We start from the raw sequence: 20,148 nt of genomic DNA, 5'->3' as shown, positions 1-20,148 counted from the left end.
GGGGGGATTACATGGGAAGAGAAGAATTGACATTGAATGAACTTGCCAAAAGAATATATGACGGTGCCGGGGGATTAGAAAATGTTCAAACTGTTAATCATTGTATGACTCGTATTCGAATGAATATACGTGACAGCAATCAGGTAGATCAAAAAAGGCTGAAAAGTATACCAGGCGTGTTGGGTGTTATATTTGACGAACAATTACAAGTTATTATAGGCCCTGGAAAGGTCACTAAAGTAGCTAACGAAATGGTTAGTTTAGCTGGTGTAGAGCTGGGAGAAAATATCAAAAAAAGTTCTGGAAAAGAAAGAGTTAATGCTAAGGCAGCAAAAATAAAAGCAGCGCAAAAAGCTAAGCAAAAAAATTCTCCATTGAAAGTTATTTTAAAAGATATATCAAATATCTTTGTACCTATGATTCCGGCGTTTGTCGGTTCAGGTTTAATAGCTGGGATTGCTGCAGTAATGAATAATTTGATTACTGCTGGAACATTAAATGCCACAACTTGGCAACAGTTTGTAGATATTATGAACATTCTTAAGAATGGTATGTTTGCATATTTAGTCATTTATACAGGGATAAATGCAGCAAAAGTTTTTGGAGCTAACCAAACTCTCGGTGGTGTTATCGGAGCAATAGTAACACTTACAGGTATGAATGCCGACAAACCCATTAAAAACCTTATTACAGGCGATGCATTAACAGCTGGCCAAGGCGGAATTATAGGTGTTATATTTGCTGTCTGGTTGTTATCAATAATTGAAAAGAAATTGCATAAAACTATACCCGATTCTGTTGATATTATCTTCACACCTACACTTTCCTTATTAATAATAGGTTTACTTGAAATTTTCTTGATTATGCCATTAGCTGGATTAATTTCAAACGTTTTAGTGGGAGGTATCAACTGGGTACTATCAGTAGGAGGACCATTTTCAGGCTTTGTATTAGGTTCTCTATTTCTACCGATGGTTATGTTTGGATTACATCAAATTTTAACACCTATTCATATTCAAATGATTAATGATACAGGTATGACATTATTACTTCCTATTCTGGCAATGGCTGGTGCAGGCCAAGTGGGAGCTGCACTTGCTTTATGGGTTAAACTACGTAAAGATGAAGAATTGACTGAAATGATAAAAGGCGCATTACCCGTTGGCATTTTAGGAATCGGGGAGCCATTGATATATGGTGTAACATTACCATTAGGTCGCCCATTTATTACAGCTTGTATTGGAGGTGGCATCGGAGGCGCAGTTATAGGTGCCATTGGTGGTATTGGCTCGATTGCAATAGGGCCTTCCGGTATTGCACTTATTCCATTGATTTCTAATAATCACTGGACAGGCTATATGTTAGGTCTACTTTCCGCTTATATCGGCGGTTTTGTAGTAACTTACTTTTTAGGGATACCAAAAGATAAACTACAGGAACAATTATTAATGCACAGTAAAATAAGTAATGATTCAATTAATCAAGTTAATAATAATAAAACTGATAATTTCAATGCTGTAACAACAGGTTCTATTCATCCCATAGAAGAATCAACAGATCCCGCTTTTAGGAAGAAAATGATGGGCGATGGCTATTTTATTATACCAACAAATGAAGAAATTTTTTCGCCAGTAAGTGGTACAATATCAACTATTTTCCCCACTAAACATGCAATTGGTATCACTACTGCCAATGGATTAGAAGTGTTGCTACATATGGGAATTAATACTGTTGAATTAAATGGCTTACCTTTTGAAGTATTAGTAACTGAAGGTCAAAAGGTTACGACAGATTCTAAAATAGCGAAAATCGATTTAAGCGCCATTAAAGAAGCAAAAAAAGATACATCAATCTTGGTTGTTATTACTAATATGACAAAAGTAGATTCTTATAAACTAGAAAAACATGGAGCAGTTACTTCGAAAGATACTGTTTTTAGTGTTACAACTAAATAAAACAATTAAGGGGCTGCACAATAGCTCCTTAATTGTTTTAAATTTAAGTCCATTTTTCTTAATTCTACATTTTTACAGTTTATTAAGTTCGCGCCAAATCTCTTTTAAAAATATTTTTTCCTATACGCTTCAACTATAGAACGGGTTGTATATATTTTCTCAGCATTCTCCTGATTTCGACTTATATAAACATAAAATAATAGATCCACAGTAATAAACTGTGCCAAAATAGAATCTGTTGCAGCACTTCGATAAATTGATTCCATTGGCCGCGAAGTTTTTAAACTAACATCAGCGAGTTTAGACAATGGATTCTGTCCAAATTGTGTCAATGTAATAATAGGAATTTCTAAATCCTTAGCGGTTTCAGCAAGTGAAATTAACTCAGAAGTCATACCAGAGTTTGAAACTAGCCAAATAACACACTCTTTCTGATGTAAAATGAGCTGCGGTAATATAGTATTATAGTCTGGCTCACTAACTACATTTTTCCCTAATCTCCCCCATTTTTGAACAATATCCATCGCAGTTAAGTTAGAAGCCCCAATACCCAAAACATAGCAGTACTCTTTTTCTTCAATGAACTTACAAGCCTCTAAAAATTCTTCTTCATTAAATAAAGCTGTGGTTTCATCAATTGTATAGTGTGCATTATTAGCGAGTTTATTCTTCAAACTATGAAAAGAGTCGTCTCTGTCGACATCACTATAAGAATTCATACTAGGCGCTTTTTTTGTTTCGGCAGAAAGTTCAATCTTAAGTTCCGTAAGACTGTTATAACCCATTTTTTTAGAAAACCTTACAACTGTGGGACTACTTGCGCCAGATGCTTTAGCAATATCATTTGCTGTCATACTAGCTATTTTTTCGCTATTATTATAAATAAACTGAAAAATTTTTCTTTCAGCAGCAGACATTTCTGCCTGCATGCTTTTCATGTGAGAAAGAACGCCCATAAACTCCTCCTTTAATCATTACTATTATTTTAGATACAATAGATTTTTATAAACATCTAGAAATAAATAACGATTACTTTTTCACTTCATTTCAACTATTTGTTCTCCAGTTTTTTTGGAATTATTATACAAATCATATATTTATTTCTTTATCTATCGCTTGATAATATCTAAATTGACTAATACGTTTCTTATCACCAACAACAATAAATTCTTTTTTAGCTCTTGTTACAGCAACATTAATTAGATTAGGCTTCTGACATGACCATTGAATAGCAGTATTTTGCGTATCATCCGTACCAGTGACAAAATAAACTTTATCTGCTTCTTTCCCTTGGAATGTATGAACTGTACCTATAGATTCACGTAACCACTTTCTAACATTTATGTTTTGGTTAACTAATGGTTTCAACTCTTTTTTGGCAAAAGCAATAATTTCACTCTTGACTCTAGAAAACGGCGTGATAATAAACACATTTGGCTCCTGTTTGCCACTTTTCAAAGCTTTAACCCAGTCTTTTTTCAGTTCTTCTACTACGACTATACCTTGTTCTTTCACAAATTGTTTTGGATTAGCTTTTCCTTTAACATCTATCCATGAAACCCTGCCAACCTTTCCTTCTAACTCGTTACTTTTAATATATTCTGGTAACACCATCTTTTGTTCGTATGCAATTTTATTGCTAATAGTAAACATTGGATTTAGACATCTTCTATGCACCCAAAGAGGTACACCAATCCACTGCTTTTCACCCTCTTCACCTTTCCAATAACCGTAGATATTTGCTCCATCACTTAGTGTTTGAACTGAAGATTCAATGCTCACCAATCGCTCAGGCACATTAAATGCTTTCCTTACAGAGTCAATCAAATTACGATCTACAGTTACTACTGGTTCAATTTGGACGGGATCTCCAACTGCCACCAGGTGTTGCGCACGTTGTATCGCTCCTACCGCAGCTTGAGGAATAGCTTGCCCTGCCTCATCAATATATAAGTAGTCTATAAAATCTTTAGGCATCGTTTGATACATTGATCTAAAACTTGCAAAAGTAGTGCTAATGACCGGAAAAACAAGGTGAATTACGTTCCATGCATTTTCTACTTTCTCAGGTGCTGCATCTAAATATTCAAAACGTCGCTGAAAATCATATAACCCTGATTGTATAGATTTAGCATTCCCTATTAAAATCAATTTGTGCAGTACCATCGCCTTTAAAAATAATAATCCTCGTTCAAATTGTAATTCATCTGAAGTCCATAATACTTTCTCTTGCCGCTTATTATATGCTTCATTTCCACTTCTCCAAAATTCACTATCCGGCACCACGACATCTGGATGATCTTTTATAAAATTTAAATAGCCCTGTTGATTTTTGCGAAGCTGCATTAAATTTTGTTCTATCCGCTTGATGCGACTTTCTCTTTCATTTATTTCATTCACTGCCATAGTTATCTCAGTATCTATTCTTATTTTATCTTCATTAAATTGAATCTTTCTTCTCAGTAAATCTACATGTCTTTGCTCATATTCTGTGTCTTTATCATCACTAGAATTGCTTCCTAAAAATTGTTTTAACTTATCTTTGAATGAATTTTTACTTTTTGTCAATTGAATATATTCTTTTAAATCGTTAATTTGTATATCAACGTTTATTATTTGGTTTTCTAAATTCTTTTTCCGTTGTTTTAAGGAATCAATATTATTATTTTTGTTTTTATCATTCAGTTCTACTAATTCTTGTTGATACTTTATAAACTGTTCTTCGCTTTTTCTAAAATCATTAAAGTGTTTTATACCTTGGTTAATTTCTTTTTTTAACACTTTAACTTTACTTAAAGTTTTTTGAAATGATTGTTTAGCATCTTTCCACTCTTTATTAATATCTATAGAATTATACGCATCAATTAAAACTTTATTTAACGTTTTTGATTCACAGCTAGTAAGAAGTTGCGTCATTACACTATCAATATTTGCTTTCCTACCAAAAACGCCTGAGAATAACCCCCATGCTTTTTCACCAATTAACTTTTCAGCAATTTCACTAAATATATCAAGTTCTTTCGCAACATTTTGATAAGCCTCTTCATACTTTGGAAAGTTTGAAGAAATATCACTTCTAACCACTTCAGATATTTTAGGCAAATCTTTGGATATATTTTCAACAGCACCATTATTACTTGATGCAACTACCATTTTATAGTGTGTATGGACATCGTTTAGAAAAGCAGTTGGGAATTGGTCTGTTTTGTGAATCTTCTGGAATTTAAAAGCTTGACTCGGTTTATTAAGTTTAGCAAAAGTCTTGGCCCTTTCAACTATGTTATGCGCAAATATATCTTTCAATAACGTTGTCTTACCCGTACCTGGAGGACCGTTTACAGAACTTATTTTCATTTGATCATATGTTATTTGATTTACAGCAACTTGTTGCATCAATGATAAACGGTGTTCTACTAGAGAAGGCCAACGTCCATCAGGATAAAATTCTGGTTTTAGATAATGCTCTATATATTCTTTATTCTCATCAATGACTTTCTTATCTTTATCATTAACGCCATGAATGTATTGGCTCAATGTTTTATTAGGAGCCTTTTTTGCAAATTCCATATCACTAATATAAAAACTATTAAGTTCATTGCTCTGTTCATTTGAAGTGACATATTTTATACCTATCGCTTTCTTAAAAAAACCTTGATAATTGGTTTCAAACAAAGCAAAATATTTAGAATATAATTGATCAAGCTTATGTAGTTTTTCTTTAGTTAACTTATTATTCCCTATAATTTCTTCACACTTATGCTTAAATTTTTCAAAATGGTCTTGGTAGGTCTCTTCAATTAGGATATTTTTGTCATTTTTAAGGTACTTTAATGCACTCATTAACATTGGAACATGGAGCGTATCCATTAAAACGTATCCTTCATTATCAATCATGAAAGTATATCCATAACAGTTCCTATTATCTGGATTATAAATCTCTTCATCATTAAAAATACTTCGAATATATTGTTCTATTTCTCCAAACTTAAAGCAATGTCTATAAAGTTGAAATTGTATTTCACCTTTACTGCTACTTAATTGGTTAAGCTGAAAACGTTCGTCTTCCCATATAGGATAAAAAGACTCAAAATCATGTACTGCCTTTTGCTGTTCATTTAACAAAAAAAGATCTTTATTTAAATATGACTTTATATCCTCTAACTCGCCAGGTTGTAGCGTCTCTATTAGTATCCAAGCAGACAATGTATTATTAACTAATCTATCCATTAGCGCATCCCCCAAGAATCTATATATTTATAGTCATTTTAACAATAATTATCAGAATTTTACATGTAATTTTATTGTCTAATTAAGCAGCTCGCTACAAATAAATTTCATATCTACATTAGACTTTTAATTGCCTGTTCCCTTTATAGCCACCTATAAATGTATTTACATTCAAAAAAAGAATAAACTAACTCAACCCGAGGTATTTCCATGCCTCGGGTTTTCTTTTATACAAATATACATCTTCACATTATCCTTCCCAATATAAATAATGACAAATGTCATGATGCAGCGATGACAATCCTCACTAACAATAGATCCATTACTTTTTTACAATTAAGTTAACTTATTCAAAGGATGTGCAGGGTTATGATTCAAATCGAACATATCACGAAACAATATCAACAACAAAAAGCGGTCAATGATGTTTCTTTTACGATAACAGAAGGCATTTGTACTGCATTAATTGGTCCGAATGGCTCCGGTAAATCCACACTAATTGATTTATTGATTGGTGATCGACACGCCGATAGTGGCATGATTAAAGATCCTTCACACTTATTACATCCCGAACGGTTAGGCGTGCTTTTTCAACGTACAACCTTCCCTGAACGTATGAAAGTCATAGAGCTTTATCAATTGTTTTCAAAATTATATCCTCAGTCGCTTTCTTTGGCAAAATTCCAAGACATCACGCGTTTTAACGATGCAGAGTTACAAAAATTTGCGACTGAACTATCAGGTGGACAACAACGTATTCTAGATTTCGCTTTAACTATGATAAGCAAACCACGATGCCTTATTCTTGATGAGCCTACAAGTGCGATGGATGTCCAAATGAGACAACATTTTTGGAAAGTCATTTCGCAATTAAAAGCAGAAGGACTGACGCTCTTTTACACATCTCACTATATCGAAGAGGTAGAAAGAATGGCCGATCAAGTGATTGTACTCAACAAAGGCCAAATTGTATTCAATGATTCCCCGGGAAATATTAAACAGCAACAACATTTTTCGATGATTGATATTCCAGTACCCCAAACACCACTTGAACAGCAATTTCCACATGAAACAATAACGCGTGTGCAACAACGTCTACACATTAAGACAAATCATGTCCAACAAGTTCTTGAAAAGTTACTTGCTTTAAATGTGAACCTTGATGATATCGAAATTCGCAAAAATTCATTGCTTGAGATTATTTTCAATGAGGACAAACAAGGAGAGGATCAATGATGCGTTTTGCATATTTATTATCAGAATTACGTTTACTATTCCGTTTTAAAACAAGATTGATACTATCGATTTTTATACCTTTAGCATTTTACTTATTATTTACATCGATCATCCAAGCACCTGAAGCTGAGATGGCTGAAATTAATAAAAATGCTATGTATAGCATGACGACATTCAGTTTAACGAGTTTCTGCTTATTCTCATTTCCGCTTGAACTCATCGATGAACGCAAAAAAGGTTGGTATAAAAACCTCATGACTACGCCACTCAAACCCTTTGACTATTTCAGCGTAAAAATTATTAAAACAATGTTTCAGTTTGTTTTAGCCATTTTTATTATATTCGGGACTGCTGCCTTTTATAAAGGCGTTCATTTATCCCTCAGTCAATGGATTTTATCAGGCGTCGTTCTATGGATTGGCGCAAGTTTGTTTCTATCACTTGGCGTGCTATTAGCACAAATCAACGATACCCAGAAAGCGAGTGGAATCGGTAATATTCTATATTTAGGTTTAGCTGTCTTAGGTGGTCTCTGGTTTCCGATTGACACCTTCCCATCTTTTATGAAACCGATTGCTCACCTAACACCTACATATCATTTAAAAAAATTAGCAACCGATTTAGGACAAAACGATTCTTTTGCGATTAGCGCTTTCATTATATTACTTCTATATAGTATGATTTTCTTAAGTATCGCTTTATATATTCAAAAAAGAAGAGATGTGTCTCAATGAAAAAACTAGATTTAGACGCGGGTCATTTATCCAGCTTAATCTATTTGTTATTTCCATTTCTTGCCTTATTTTTAAATCGTAATCAAGGGAATACTGTGTTCCTAATTGTTGTTTTTATCATCTTTAGTATTGTTTATACGACGTTGATTATCGGTCATCGCGCTTTAAAACCATGGATGTCTTATTTTTTACTTGTCCTACATTATTTAGGGATTATTTATTTTGTTTATGCAATTAATCCCACGTCGTCCTTATTTTTATTTTATAGTGTTTTTGCGCTTCCTTTAACTTTTCGCGTCAAGTTATGGTCTAAAGAATATTTCACCTTTTTAGCAACCATGCTCCTCTGTCTTATCGTGACGTTTCTCTATTATTCGGAGCCATTTTATATTGTGATGTTAATCATTTATTATTTTGTCATGAATTTAATTATGTTCTCAAATTTTAAACGTGTGACAGAGCAAGCGTACCAATCAGAGATTAACGCACAAAATGAGCATATCAACGTATTAATCGCTGATCAAGAGCGCAATCGCATTGGTCAAGATTTGCACGATACATTAGGTCATGTTTTTGCAAGTCTGAGCTTAAAATCAGAGCTTGCGATCAAACTCATCGACCGAGACCTTGAACAAGCCAAAGCTGAAATGATAGAAGTCAATCAAATTTCAAAAGAGGCCTTAACTCAAATTAGAGAGATTATTCATAACTTAAAGACACGCTCATTCGTTGAAGAAGTGACCGCATTAGAAACACTCTTAAAAAATGCGAATTTGGAATTTCATTTTGACAATGCCAGCTTATCTCAATCATTGCCACCAACGAAACAAGCCTTATTAACGATGATTCTTCGAGAAGCCATCAACAATGTCATTAAGCATGCTGAAGCGACAAAAGTCAGTGCCTCATTATCTCGTCGTGATAAAGAGATTGTGCTAACGATTCATGATAATGGAAAAGGAGTCACTGATACTAGTGTGCATTTAGAAAGTATCGAAGCCCGAGTTGCTTTATTAAGAGGAGCTTTAGAAGTAGAAAATCAGGCTGGCTTGCATATGACAATTTCAATACCTCATGGGGGAGGATTTCTATCATGATTCATGTGATCATCGCTGAAGATCAAACAATGTTAAGACAAGCCATGGTTCAACTCATTGAAATGCATGAACACATTCATGTCATTGCAGATGTTGGAGATGGTAAAAGCGCACTCAAAGTAGCGCAAGAAACAGAGGCTGATGTGCTTATTTTAGATGTTGAGATGCCAGAATTAACAGGCTTAGAAGTCTTACAACAAATCCGAGAAAAGAACATCCCTATTAAAGTCATTATCGTTACGACATTCAAACGACCGGGTTATTTCGAAAAAGCCGTTGCTTATGATGTTGATGCTTATGTATTAAAAGAACGCTCAATCGATGAACTCATCCATACGATTAATAACGTCATGTCAGGTCAAAAAGAATATAGTGAAGCGTTGATGACAACCATCTTTTCGGAACGCAATCCACTGACAGAAAAAGAACAATGTGTGCTAAAAGAAATTGGTAAAGGGCTTTCAAGCCGTGAAATTGCCGAAACTTTATATTTATCTGACGGCACCATTCGTAATTACACATCGACAATTATTGATAAATTGGAAGCTGACAACCGCTTCGATGCTTGGAAAAAAGCACATGATAAAGGATGGGTATAATGATGACTTTAACATCTATTTTAAGACATACATTTCGTCTCTTTACAAAGTCAACATGACATCCATCCTTTCATCTCGTTTCAACACTTCAATTTTGATATTTTTTAATTAAATGTTGTGGAATATGACAATAATCATGTGGAAACTTATCTAAATGATCTTGATGAATCTCAGCACTGGCAATATAGTTGGATAGCGGTTTGACCTCTACCGCAATACGTGCATGGTCTGGTCGGCGTGCAATAAATTGACGTGCACACTCTAAATGCTTGACCTCTTCACTGTAAACACCCGTCCGATATTTGGGACCCCTATCTTCACCTTGATGATTGACACTATATGGATCAATCACCTCAAACAAATAGGTCATCAGTTCCGAAACATCGACACGATCCGGATCAAATGACGTCTTAACGCACTCCGCATAACCATCGTACGGACCATCAAGTGTTTGCGTCGTCCCATTTGCACGCCCAGCTTCCGTTGCCACAACGCCGGGTAATGTTTTAATAAAAGCTTGGACGCCCCATAAACAGCCTCCTGCTAAATATATCGTTTCCATTGTACCCCTCCACATCCTCACTATATATTCTATAACATGCGCCACTCATCTCGTGAGTGCCTAGATTTTAATGATTTCTAAAATTTTGATATTAAAGTAAATCTCTATTTGAATACTGTCATATTTAATAATCTATTAATAGACTCTCTTTTAAATTTCACATATAATGCTTGTGATATAATAAATTTATTTGAAAGGAGTCGATACTTTTGAAAGATCATCCTGAAAATCAAGAGGTTCACGAACAAAAAGACGCAAGTCAACAAAGTGAACAACCACTTGATGCGCCTCAATCGCATACCAAAGAACAACACCATCAAGATACAGAAACCATTGAACAAAAAACGATTGATAATATTAGCTTAACACAAGAATTCAAAAATTTATTTAATAACACAACGCGTTCTATCGGTAAACTTGCGGGAAATGATGAAGTTTTAAAAATCAACCTCGCCGATATGTTTTCAGAAGTATTCAAACCCCACACAAAACAAGAAATGGACGAAGTCTTTATTGCGGGTACTGAATATACAACACCACAACTCGATGAAGTATCAAAAGAATGGGCGAAACCTTTCCTGTTCTCAAGAATATTTCTTGGCCTTGCCACTGTTTTTGCATTGTTATGGATAATGGTTGCTTTTTTTGGGAATCCTAACGGCATAGGTGGTTTAATTTTTATCGGTGCACTTACTGTGCCTCTTCCTGTATTAATTTTCTTTTTTGAATCTAACGCATTTAAAAATATGAGTATCGCCATTGTCTTTAAAATCTTTTTCATTGGTGGCGTATTGTCACTTATCAGCACTTTAACGTTATACGAATTTGTGCCAGTTTCTGATGATATCACTATTTTTAGTGCCATTCTTATCGGTATTGTCGAAGAGATGGGCAAAGCGATCGTGACGATTTATTTCATTCAACGCATGAATACATACAAAATTTTAAACGGGTTATTAATTGGTGCTGCTGTTGGAACAGGATTTGAAGTATTTGAATCAGCGGGTTACATTTTTAGATTCATTCCTGAAGGATTTGACGTCATGACGCAAGTGATTTGGTTACGCGCTTGGACAGGTATTGGTTCACACAATGTTTGGACCGCTATTGTTGGCGCTGCCGTCGTCATTACTAAAGGGAGTCAAAAATTCAATTGGGCACATCTCGTAGATAAACGCTTCCTCTTTTTCTTTGGTGCTGCTGTGACCTTACATGCAGTATGGGACATGCCCATTGCGGAAGACGGTATCCTCAAGTCAATCTTACTCATTACATTAGGTTGGTTACTGACTTTTATCTTAATGAAAGCCGGTCTAAGCCAAGTGACCCAACTTCAAATGGAAGCCATGAAAATGAACGAAGCCCATCAGACACAAGCGCAGGAATAATTTGGGTCACACAACAATAAAAATGAGCGATACCGTTAACTTTCATAATAAGCTCTTTTCATAGCAAGTAAAAAAGACTGAAGTATACGTTTTCAGTCTTTTTTACTTTGCCCGCCTCATTTTGACAAAAGCTTTTTCTAAATTTGAATTAAGCCCTAAGAATGAATTACGAAGTCAAATATGCCTATTCCGTGTCACTTCTCTTAAACCCTTTACATTAAAAATAATGCGCGTTACGATATTATTAAACGAAACGTTTCGTTTAATAATGACGTCTTAAGGAGGCGCACGTTCATGTTTGGGATTTCTTTAACAAGTGTCCTACTACGCTTTTTAATTGGGGGCTTTGCTGTTGCTTCAGCCTCCATTATTGCTGGAAAAGCAGGTGGAAAAATTGGTGGTGTCATTGCGACGATGCCAGCCGTCTTTTTAGCTGCAATCATTGCGCTAGCGATTGATCATCGTGGTGAAACACTAGTGCAAATGTCGATTCATCTAAGTACCGGAGCCATTTTAGGTATTTTATCTTGTATCGTAACTGTTGGCCTCACTGCCCTTTATATTCATAAACATGGCTTTCAAAAAGGCACTGTTTTTTCAGTTTTGTGTTGGCTCGTCATCTCTTGTGCATTGTTCGGTCTACAACATCTCATTTAAGGAGCGCGAAGAATAGTGAAATCGGCATTAATTAAGTTTATCGTAGGTGGCTTTACAGTCGTATTAAGTTATATCGTTTCACAAGTCTTACCTTGGAAAGAGTTTGGTGGCATTTTTGCTACATTCCCAGCCGTTTTTCTTGTATCTATGTATTTATCTGGAATGGAATTTGGGGACACTGTTGCCGTACATGTCAGTCGGGGTGCAATTTTTGGTATGATGGGCGTCCTAGTTGATATTGTTGTAACTTGGGAAATGTTAAAAGTGACACATCTCTGGTTGATAAGTATCGCAGTAGGATTTGTTGCGTGGTTTATAAGTGCAATGATAATATTAGAAATTGTAGAATGGATAGGACATAGAAGCAGAGGAGGTCATTATGGCCGGAAGACCCAAAGATCCCACGGTTAATCAAAAAATTTATGCAGAAATTGAACGGTTACTCGTCGACTATAATTTAAACCAAATCACAGTCGATCAAATAGCAGAAAATACAGGCGTCTCCAAAGCAACGATTTACCGTCGTTGGCCTGACAAATCATTTATCATTATGGATTTATTTTTAGAACGTGCTGAAACATTTCATCCAGCGTATTTAAATTTATATGATGATTTGTATCGCTTTCTCGTGACAATGATGAACATATATAAGACACCTATTGGCACTGCTGTAATTGAAATTTTAGTCAGTCATCACGATACAGATGCGAAAGGGCGCTTTATGGAAGAATATTTTTTGAAAAAGCGTGCCATCTTAAAATCAATCATTGAACCACACATTCATAGTGAAGATGAAGATATGTTAATTGACCTTATTTTCTCACCCATTTATTTTAACATTCTAATTAAGCCAGATATTCTTAATGAATCGTACATCGAAACGATACTTACGAAAGTATTGCAAGCCTATGATTTAATATAAAACGGAGCTAGGACATCCGGTTTTAGTTTTCAAAGAAAAGCACCCCAAAAATCTTTAGAACAGATTTTGGAGTGCTTTTCTTGTTTTTGAACGGGATACGTCTCAGCTACTATATGTTTTAATTGTTTAAGAATAAGTGACCGATCATTAATTGAAAGTATATTGCGTATGATTGCCACAATGAACGAGACGCTTGAGGGGATGAGTGAAAAAACCAAAACTTGTCTACCTATTCTAATCGTGATTCATGTTTTACGCAGTGGCTGTCTGACTTCACATGAGCTCAAAACTCGCTTTTGTGAAGTCTAGTCAGCTTTGCGGGGGCAATACAACGAAATATTTGTTGCACATGATATTTCTATATTGCACCCAAAATCCAATTGGGCTTCAGCAGGTTTCTGTATCAATTAAGCCAAATTTAGTTGAGACTTCAGCCCCTAAGCAAGCGAGTTCATGGAGGCAAGTTCATCAATGATTTTTATATGATACCTCTTTTAGAACGCTATCTCATTTCATTATTCGTTGAGAGCAAATGACATACTACATTTCACCCCATAAAAATTGGATGATTTGATCGGCAACATCACTATTTTCATGTAATTCACTGTGCTCTGCTTCTTTCCCTTTGAATTGTAACTCTTTGTATGTTTTCGGGCTATCGCCTAATAGGTATTTTAAAGATTTTGCAGAGCTTACGGACACACTGCCGTCAGAGTGCGTGCCGTCTTCCAAGTCACCATAAATGTTCAATACACCAATATCTTTGCCTTTATAAATCGATTTCAATTTAAGTAACTTTTGATAAGGTGGATTCATTCGACTTGGTTTACCCTCTTTATCTACACTAATTTCATTAACCTTCTCATTAACATTAATGACGCCATTAAATGTTCCTGCTATATTGACTTGTTTATTCAATTGCGGCAAGGACTGATCTTCACCATATAACAACATATAATGCGCAAACGACATATTCGCCATTGAATGACCTACAAAGTTGAATTTTTTAATATCGTATTCATCTTGCAGTTTTTCGAGCACATTTTTAAACCATTTTGCATTTTCTACTGGATCTTCGTTTTTATTATCAGCAAATTCAACTTGTACAATTGGGTTTATTGCGTCTTTTGACAATTTCCCTTTTAATGTGACATCACCTTTGTCAGAGACCTGTGCTCTCATCACATCATCTGTGACACCTTGATTTTTTGCCTCTTTAACCATAAATTTTTCAGAATTAATGCTACCGCCATAGCCATGTAAAAATAATGTGGGTGTCTGATTTTTCACAAGCTTCGTGTTGTGGTAATTTTTAGAGTTAGCCTGATGGCGATTAAACGAAACTGCAACAAACAATCCAACGATTAAGACAACGATTAAAACAGCGGTGCCCCAAATCCATTTCTTTTTCATTGCATAACCTCTATTCTCTCTTTTTTATTAGTATAAAGGAACTAGCTCAAAAAAGCCTCAGATTGGCTTTACACCTTTTTATTCCCTTTTTAATTTCATCCTATTCTACGCTTTTCGCTTAAAAATTACATATTTGTTAAAATGAATATATTATTACCGTAATGTATTAAAAACAAATCTACGGAAGACTTTAATGAATTGGAGTGAAAAGGTATGGATGAAAATATTGCGCAATTAAAAACGATCATTAATCAGTCTCATAAAATTGTTTTTTTCACTGGGGCTGGTGTCTCTGTAGCAAGCGGTATTCCTGATTTCCGCTCTATTGGAGGTTTATATGATGAAATTTCTAAAAAAGGATATTCTCCTGAATATTTGTTGAGTGCGGATTATTTACACAGTGATCCAATTGGATTTATGGATTTCTGTCATCAATATTTATTATTTGCGGATAAAGCGCCTAATCCTGTCCATCAGTGGATTGCACAATTAGAAAAAGAGAAACGTTCACTCGGTGTGATCACTCAAAATATCGATGGATTGCATACAGATGCAGGTAGTCACCATGTAGATGAACTGCATGGGACGTTAAATCGTTTTTATACTGTAGAAGGCAATGAAACTTATACGAAAGAAGAGGTCATCGCACAAAGTTTATATCGGAGTGACAGTAATGGTAGTCCGATTCGTCCTGATATCGTGCCTTATGGCGAAGCACTAGATCAGTCTACCTTATTAAATGCGATTTTTAAAATCAAAGCAGCAGACACACTCGTCGTGTTAGGGTCATCACTTGTTGTCCAACCTGCAGCAGGTTTAATTTCCGAATTTGAAGGAGAAAACCTTGTGATTATCAACAGAGATTCTACCCCTTATGACAGTCGTGCTAACTTAGTCATTCACGATGATATGGTAGGTGTCATTGAAGCGCTACAACAGTTGGACTAAGTGGCAAATAACCATTTTAGACATGACTGCGTTATGATGATTAAAGCGATGATAACATGTATGCCTAAAATAAATCATTAAACCGATGAAGGCACTCGATCTCGGCCTTCACCGGTTTATTTTTTATGAATAAACGAGAACTTGTGTGATTAACATCGCGCCTCCAAATACGAGTACGAATAAGACAACCGGCCAAACAAAACGTAACCAGTGTGAATATTTCATATCAAGCATTTGTAGTGTTGCCATAACCAGTCCTGTTGGTGCTAAAAATAGCATCGCATACTGACCAAACTGATACGCTGTCACCATTACAAATCGTGGTATACCGACAGTATCCGCAAGTGGCGCAAAAATGGGCATTGAAAGTACAGCAAGGCCAGATGATGAAGGCACAATAAATCCTAAGAAAAAGAAGATGAATAACATAATGATAATAAATAATGGACCATTCACATGTTGCACGAGCGTCGATGAAAAATGGAGTATCGTATCTGAAATGAGTCCTTTATTCATGACTAAGTTTATCCCACGTGCGAGACCGATAATGAGTGAAACACTCACTAAGCTTGATGCCCCGTTCACAAAGGCGTCGACGGTTCCTTTTTCTCCTAATCCGTGCTTACCTGTACCAGCAATAAACATAATAATAATCGTCACTGCAAGGAACATAGAAGCCATAACAGGGAACCACCAACCTTGTGTCATGACACCCCAAACCATTAATGGGAACGGAATCACAAATAAGATTAAGATGATTTTTTTACGCCAAGTAAAATGATCAGCATGTTCGTCTTTCCCCATAACAGACCATTGTTCATTAAACGCTTCTCGATCTTCGTATGCATAAGAAGCTTTTGGATCTTTTTTGATTTTTTTAGCATACCAATATAAATAACCGACAACAAAAATAGCCCCGACGATACAGCCAGCAACACGCCAATAGAGTCCCTCTGTAAAGGTAATCCCTGCTGCATTTGAAGCAATGACGACTGAGAATGGATTAATCGTAGAAAAGGTCGTCCCTATCGAACTGGCTAAAAAGATTGCTCCGACACTGACGATAGAGTCATAACCCATCGCAATAAATATTGGTACCAGTATTGGATAAAAAGCGACCGCCTCTTCTTCAATACCACAGAGTGTACCACCAAGTACCATCAAAATAGAAACCATGAAGATAAGTAAAAATTCATGCCCTTTTGTTTTTTTCGTTAATGCCAGCAATCCGGATTCAAAAGAGCCACTGGCACTGACAACGCCTATTAAGCCACCGAGCACAAAGATAAAGACCATAATATCGACCGCTTCAATCGTTCCTTCGACCATTGCATTTGTGATTTCACTCGGTCCTGCTGGTTTTTGTTTAAGGCGTTCATAAGTATTTGGAATGGAAACAGGTTTGTTAATCGAACCAGATTTAAACTGTTCGATTTTAATTTTTACACCCATTTGATCTAATTGTTGTTGCGTTGCTGGCACTTTCTTAACTTCTTGATGTGGGTTTACAATTTTGAGTTCTTGTGAAGAAGGTTCATATGATAATTTTGAATAAGCCCCCGCTGGAATCATCCACGTCGCAAGTACAGCCACAACGGTTAAGATAAATAAAATCACAAATGCACCTGGCATTTTGAGTTTAAATTTCTTTTTATGTGGCGTTGCATCATGATCATGTGGTTGATTTTTGTCTTTCATGTTCACAGGTGGATTCGTATCCTCCATGATGGTCATCTCCTTTTGACAAGATGCCGCAATGCGGCGATAAAAATAGAATTCAAACACTATAAAATGATGAAGATTCTATGTTGTAGGAAGATGATAAAATAAGACAATCCGTAATGAATCGACGCTTTTGCCTATCTCAATATGAAAAATAGATACAGCAAAACGCATATACAGACCATTTCTTTATATTTACATTATGGCGCCGTTCAGAAATGGGAAGTAGACGATGCGTTGATTCGAGTCATCTTTGAACGATAGACGTGTCGGTGTGATCACCTATTCTACGCCTTTGCATATAGCGCTTGAATCATTTGACTGCATACATTTAAAGTCCTATCTACTTATACCCTAACATGTTATTTTTCAATAAATTAGATTATCCTCACGTTAGGCTTTTAAACAACTCCTATGTTTTGACACTTAAAAAAGCCTGAACACGTTGTGACAATGACGGTATTGTACAAACGGTTCAGACTTGTGCGGTTGTGCATTCCATCGCGCATCTTACGGTCACAAATTTATTTTTTTATGACTGTGCCTACTTGCCCGTTTAATGCGTCATCTAATCGTTCTAATGACGTAACAATCACTTCACCTTTAGGGTTATTTTTAATAAAAGCTAACGAAGCTTCTACTTTTGGAAGCATACTTCCTTGCGCAAAATGTCCTTCGTTAATATGATATTCCATTTCAGAAACAGTCACATTTTTCAATGCCTCTTGGTTCGCTTTACCATAGTTCAAATAAATATAATCGACTGTCGTTAAAATGACGAGCTGATCAGATTGTAACTCGGCTCCTAATAAGGCACTTGATTTATCTTTATCAATGACAGCATCCACCCCGTGAAGTGTGCCATCTTGATCTTTTACGACAGGGATGCCCCCGCCACCACTTGAAATGACGAGATTGCCTTGATCAATTAAAGCAGCAATACTTTGTAGTTCGACAATTTCAATTGGTTCAGGTGACGGCACAACGCGACGATAGCCTCGCCCAGAATCTTCAACAAAAGTATAGTGCCGTTCTTTAGCAATGGTCTCTGCAAGCGCTTTGTCATAAAACATGCCTATTGGTTTTGTTGGATGGCTGAATGCTACATCATCTTTGTTAACCAATGTCTGTGTCACCACCGTAACGACAGGTTTGTGAATCCCCAGTTGGTGTAGTTCATTTTGAAGACTTTGTTGAAGTTGATATCCAATATAAGCTTGGCTCATAGCGCCACATTCTGGAAATGGGAAAGGTGGCCCTTGTTCATGTTCTGCGGCATAATTCAATCCGAGATTAATACTGCCTACTTGTGGTCCATTGCCATGACTAATCACAACTTCATTGCCTTTTTCAATCAAAGCAACCAATGATTTCGCAGTATTTTTGACCAATTCTAATTGCGCTGCTGGGGAGTTTCCCAAAGCGTTACCCCCTAGTGCGACTACGATTTTAGCCATACCGTTAGACCTCCCTTATCCAATATTTCCTAAAGTTGCGACCATCACTGCTTTGATCGTATGCATACGGTTTTCGGCTTGTTGGAAAACAACTGAATGTTTGCTTTCAAATACTTCGTCTGTGACTTCCATTTCTTTGAGACCGTATTTTTCATAGATTTCTTTACCAATTTTCGTGTCCGTATTATGGAATGATGGCAAGCAATGTTCAAAAATGACATGTTTATTGCGCGTTTTTTCAATAAGTTGTTGGTTAACTTGGTAAGGTTGTAATAGTTCAATACGTTCTTTCCAAACTTCGTCAGGTTCGCCCATAGACACCCAAACGTCTGTATAAATCACATCTGAACCTTTTACGCCTTCATCGATATCATCTGTCACTACAATTTCGCCACCATTTTCTTTAGCGAGTGCTTTACAACGATTTAATAATACATCTGTTGGGTTTAATGCTTTCGGACATACTAAATGGAAACGCATGCCCATAATCGCTGCACCTGCCATTAAAGCATTGGCTACATTGTTGCGCCCGTCTCCTACATAAGTAAAATGCATGTCATGATAAGGCTTTTTCAAAACTTCTTTAGCTGTTAAAAAGTCGGCTAATACTTGTGTTGGATGATCTTCATCTGTAAGTCCATTCCAAACAGGAACACCTGATTTGTCTGCTAACGTTTCAACCGTACGTTGTGAAAATCCTCGGTATTCAATGCCATCATACATACCACCTAATACGCGTGCTGTATCCGCGACTGTTTCTTTTTTGCCCATTTGACTACCTGTAGGACCAAGATATGTGACACGTGCCCCTTGGTCATAGGCAGCTGTTTCAAATGCACAACGTGTGCGAGTTGAGTCCTTTTCAAAAATTAATGCAATATTTTTCCCTTTCAATGTTTGTTGCTCAATACCTGCGTATTTCGCTCTTTTCAAATCTTCAGAAAGGTTCAATAAAAACTCAACTTCTTCCTTTGTAAAATCAAGTAAAGTGAGAAAGCTTCTATTTCTTAAATTTTGCATTATCCATACAACTCCTTTGTGATTGATTTCACACTAATTGTAACCGCTTTCTTCCAATTCGTCAATACATTTTACACTATTATTTTACTTATTGTAGTATTTTGTATTTTAATATCTTAAAGCTGTGGAGATTGACGCAATGCCAAAACAGCCAACAATTGGACGCTTCAAGCGAACCTAAAAAAGCCCCTCCAAGGACATTCAAAACGAA

Annotated in this window: 17 protein-coding genes and 1 pseudogene; 11 read left to right on the top strand and 7 right to left on the bottom strand. The window is 35.9% G+C overall.

Translation table 11 applies throughout. The features are described from left to right. Positions 1 to 11: 11 nt before the first annotated feature. Positions 12 to 1,433: pseudogene (locus tag KM149_RS00740) on the top strand (PTS transporter subunit EIIC); the annotation flags it as partial. 15 nt (positions 1,434 to 1,448) lie between these two features. Continuing rightward, the gene (locus KM149_RS11970) at positions 1,449 to 1,955 is read left to right on the top strand and encodes a PTS sugar transporter subunit IIA (RefSeq protein ID WP_342592900.1); all 507 of its coding nucleotides are present in this window, start codon (positions 1,449 to 1,451) and stop codon (positions 1,953 to 1,955) included. A gap of 104 nt (positions 1,956 to 2,059) precedes the next feature. Here KM149_RS11970 and KM149_RS00735 read toward each other — a convergent pair whose 3' ends face one another. Then, positions 2,060 to 2,911, bottom strand: a complete 852-nt coding sequence (locus KM149_RS00735) for a MurR/RpiR family transcriptional regulator (RefSeq protein ID WP_060829200.1) — start codon at positions 2,909 to 2,911, stop codon at positions 2,060 to 2,062. Between the two features lie 133 nt (positions 2,912 to 3,044). Beyond that, positions 3,045 to 6,182: a DEAD/DEAH box helicase gene (locus tag KM149_RS00730; RefSeq protein WP_241415446.1), complete on the bottom strand. Its 3,138-nt coding sequence runs from the start codon at positions 6,180 to 6,182 to the stop codon at positions 3,045 to 3,047. A gap of 369 nt (positions 6,183 to 6,551) precedes the next feature. On the opposite strand from KM149_RS00730, the gene KM149_RS00725 reads away from it, so the two are divergent. Genes KM149_RS00725 through KM149_RS00710 form a run of 4 tightly spaced genes read left to right on the top strand, consistent with a single transcriptional unit; the run spans position 6,552 to position 9,848 of the window. Beyond that, positions 6,552 to 7,418, top strand: coding sequence for an ABC transporter ATP-binding protein (locus KM149_RS00725; protein ID WP_241415445.1), 867 nt, complete (start codon positions 6,552 to 6,554; stop codon positions 7,416 to 7,418). Further along, positions 7,415 to 8,152, top strand: coding sequence for an ABC transporter permease (locus tag KM149_RS00720; protein ID WP_103356559.1), 738 nt, complete (start codon positions 7,415 to 7,417; stop codon positions 8,150 to 8,152). The genes KM149_RS00725 and KM149_RS00720 overlap by 4 nt, the downstream gene beginning before the upstream one ends. Next, positions 8,149 to 9,249 (top strand): sensor histidine kinase, encoded by a 1,101-nt coding sequence (locus KM149_RS00715; RefSeq protein WP_241415444.1) that lies wholly within the window; start codon positions 8,149 to 8,151, stop codon positions 9,247 to 9,249. Before KM149_RS00720 ends, KM149_RS00715 begins: the two co-directional genes overlap by 4 nt. Next, on the top strand, positions 9,246 to 9,848 hold the full coding sequence (locus KM149_RS00710) for a response regulator transcription factor (RefSeq protein WP_165545333.1): 603 nt from the start codon (positions 9,246 to 9,248) through the stop codon (positions 9,846 to 9,848). Before KM149_RS00715 ends, KM149_RS00710 begins: the two co-directional genes overlap by 4 nt. An 88-nt stretch (positions 9,849 to 9,936) precedes the next feature. On the opposite strand, the gene KM149_RS00705 is transcribed toward KM149_RS00710, so the two are convergent. Further along, positions 9,937 to 10,410 (bottom strand): peptide-methionine (S)-S-oxide reductase, encoded by a 474-nt coding sequence (locus KM149_RS00705; RefSeq protein WP_182280917.1) that lies wholly within the window; start codon positions 10,408 to 10,410, stop codon positions 9,937 to 9,939. Positions 10,411 to 10,619: 209 nt separating this feature from the next. On the opposite strand from KM149_RS00705, the gene KM149_RS00700 reads away from it, so the two are divergent. The 4 genes from KM149_RS00700 (at position 10,620) to KM149_RS00685 (ending at position 13,377) form a co-directional block, all read left to right on the top strand. Further along, positions 10,620 to 11,798 carry a PrsW family intramembrane metalloprotease gene (locus tag KM149_RS00700; RefSeq protein ID WP_241415443.1) on the top strand — a complete coding sequence of 393 codons (1,179 nt, stop codon included), beginning with the start codon at positions 10,620 to 10,622 and terminating at the stop codon, positions 11,796 to 11,798. A gap of 294 nt (positions 11,799 to 12,092) precedes the next feature. Then, positions 12,093 to 12,455, top strand: coding sequence for a DUF3147 family protein (locus KM149_RS00695; protein ID WP_060829193.1), 363 nt, complete (start codon positions 12,093 to 12,095; stop codon positions 12,453 to 12,455). Between the two features lie 15 nt (positions 12,456 to 12,470). Continuing rightward, positions 12,471 to 12,866, top strand: coding sequence for a DUF3147 family protein (locus KM149_RS00690; RefSeq protein ID WP_050329680.1), 396 nt, complete (start codon positions 12,471 to 12,473; stop codon positions 12,864 to 12,866). Then, positions 12,835 to 13,377, top strand: a complete 543-nt coding sequence (locus KM149_RS00685) for a TetR/AcrR family transcriptional regulator (RefSeq protein ID WP_182280919.1) — start codon at positions 12,835 to 12,837, stop codon at positions 13,375 to 13,377. Before KM149_RS00690 ends, KM149_RS00685 begins: the two co-directional genes overlap by 32 nt. A gap of 540 nt (positions 13,378 to 13,917) precedes the next feature. Here the strand turns inward: KM149_RS00685 and KM149_RS00680 are convergent. Continuing rightward, complete coding sequence (locus KM149_RS00680; protein WP_241415442.1) at positions 13,918 to 14,790, bottom strand: alpha/beta hydrolase; 873 nt, start codon at positions 14,788 to 14,790, stop codon at positions 13,918 to 13,920. A 213-nt stretch (positions 14,791 to 15,003) separates the two neighbouring features. Between KM149_RS00680 and KM149_RS00675 the strand changes: the two genes are divergently transcribed. Beyond that, complete coding sequence (locus KM149_RS00675) at positions 15,004 to 15,738, top strand: NAD-dependent protein deacylase (protein ID WP_241415441.1); 735 nt, start codon at positions 15,004 to 15,006, stop codon at positions 15,736 to 15,738. Between the two features lie 123 nt (positions 15,739 to 15,861). Here the strand turns inward: KM149_RS00675 and KM149_RS00670 are convergent, their stop codons facing one another. The 3 genes from KM149_RS00670 to argF form a co-directional block, all read right to left on the bottom strand. Next, a complete protein-coding gene (locus tag KM149_RS00670) occupies positions 15,862 to 17,436 on the bottom strand; it encodes a YfcC family protein (protein ID WP_241415574.1) in 1,575 nt (524 codons plus the stop codon). Between the two features lie 548 nt (positions 17,437 to 17,984). Next, positions 17,985 to 18,917 (bottom strand): carbamate kinase, encoded by a 933-nt coding sequence (arcC, locus tag KM149_RS00665; RefSeq protein ID WP_165545339.1) that lies wholly within the window; start codon positions 18,915 to 18,917, stop codon positions 17,985 to 17,987. Positions 18,918 to 18,932: 15 nt separating this feature from the next. Next, positions 18,933 to 19,937: an ornithine carbamoyltransferase gene (argF, locus tag KM149_RS00660; RefSeq protein WP_050329675.1), complete on the bottom strand. Its 1,005-nt coding sequence runs from the start codon at positions 19,935 to 19,937 to the stop codon at positions 18,933 to 18,935. Between the last annotated feature and the right edge of the window lie 211 nt (positions 19,938 to 20,148).

The organism is Staphylococcus coagulans (assembly GCF_022557135.1).
GTDB lineage: Bacteria > Bacillota > Bacilli > Staphylococcales > Staphylococcaceae > Staphylococcus > Staphylococcus coagulans.
This window is presented reverse-complemented; position numbering and strand designations above follow the sequence as displayed.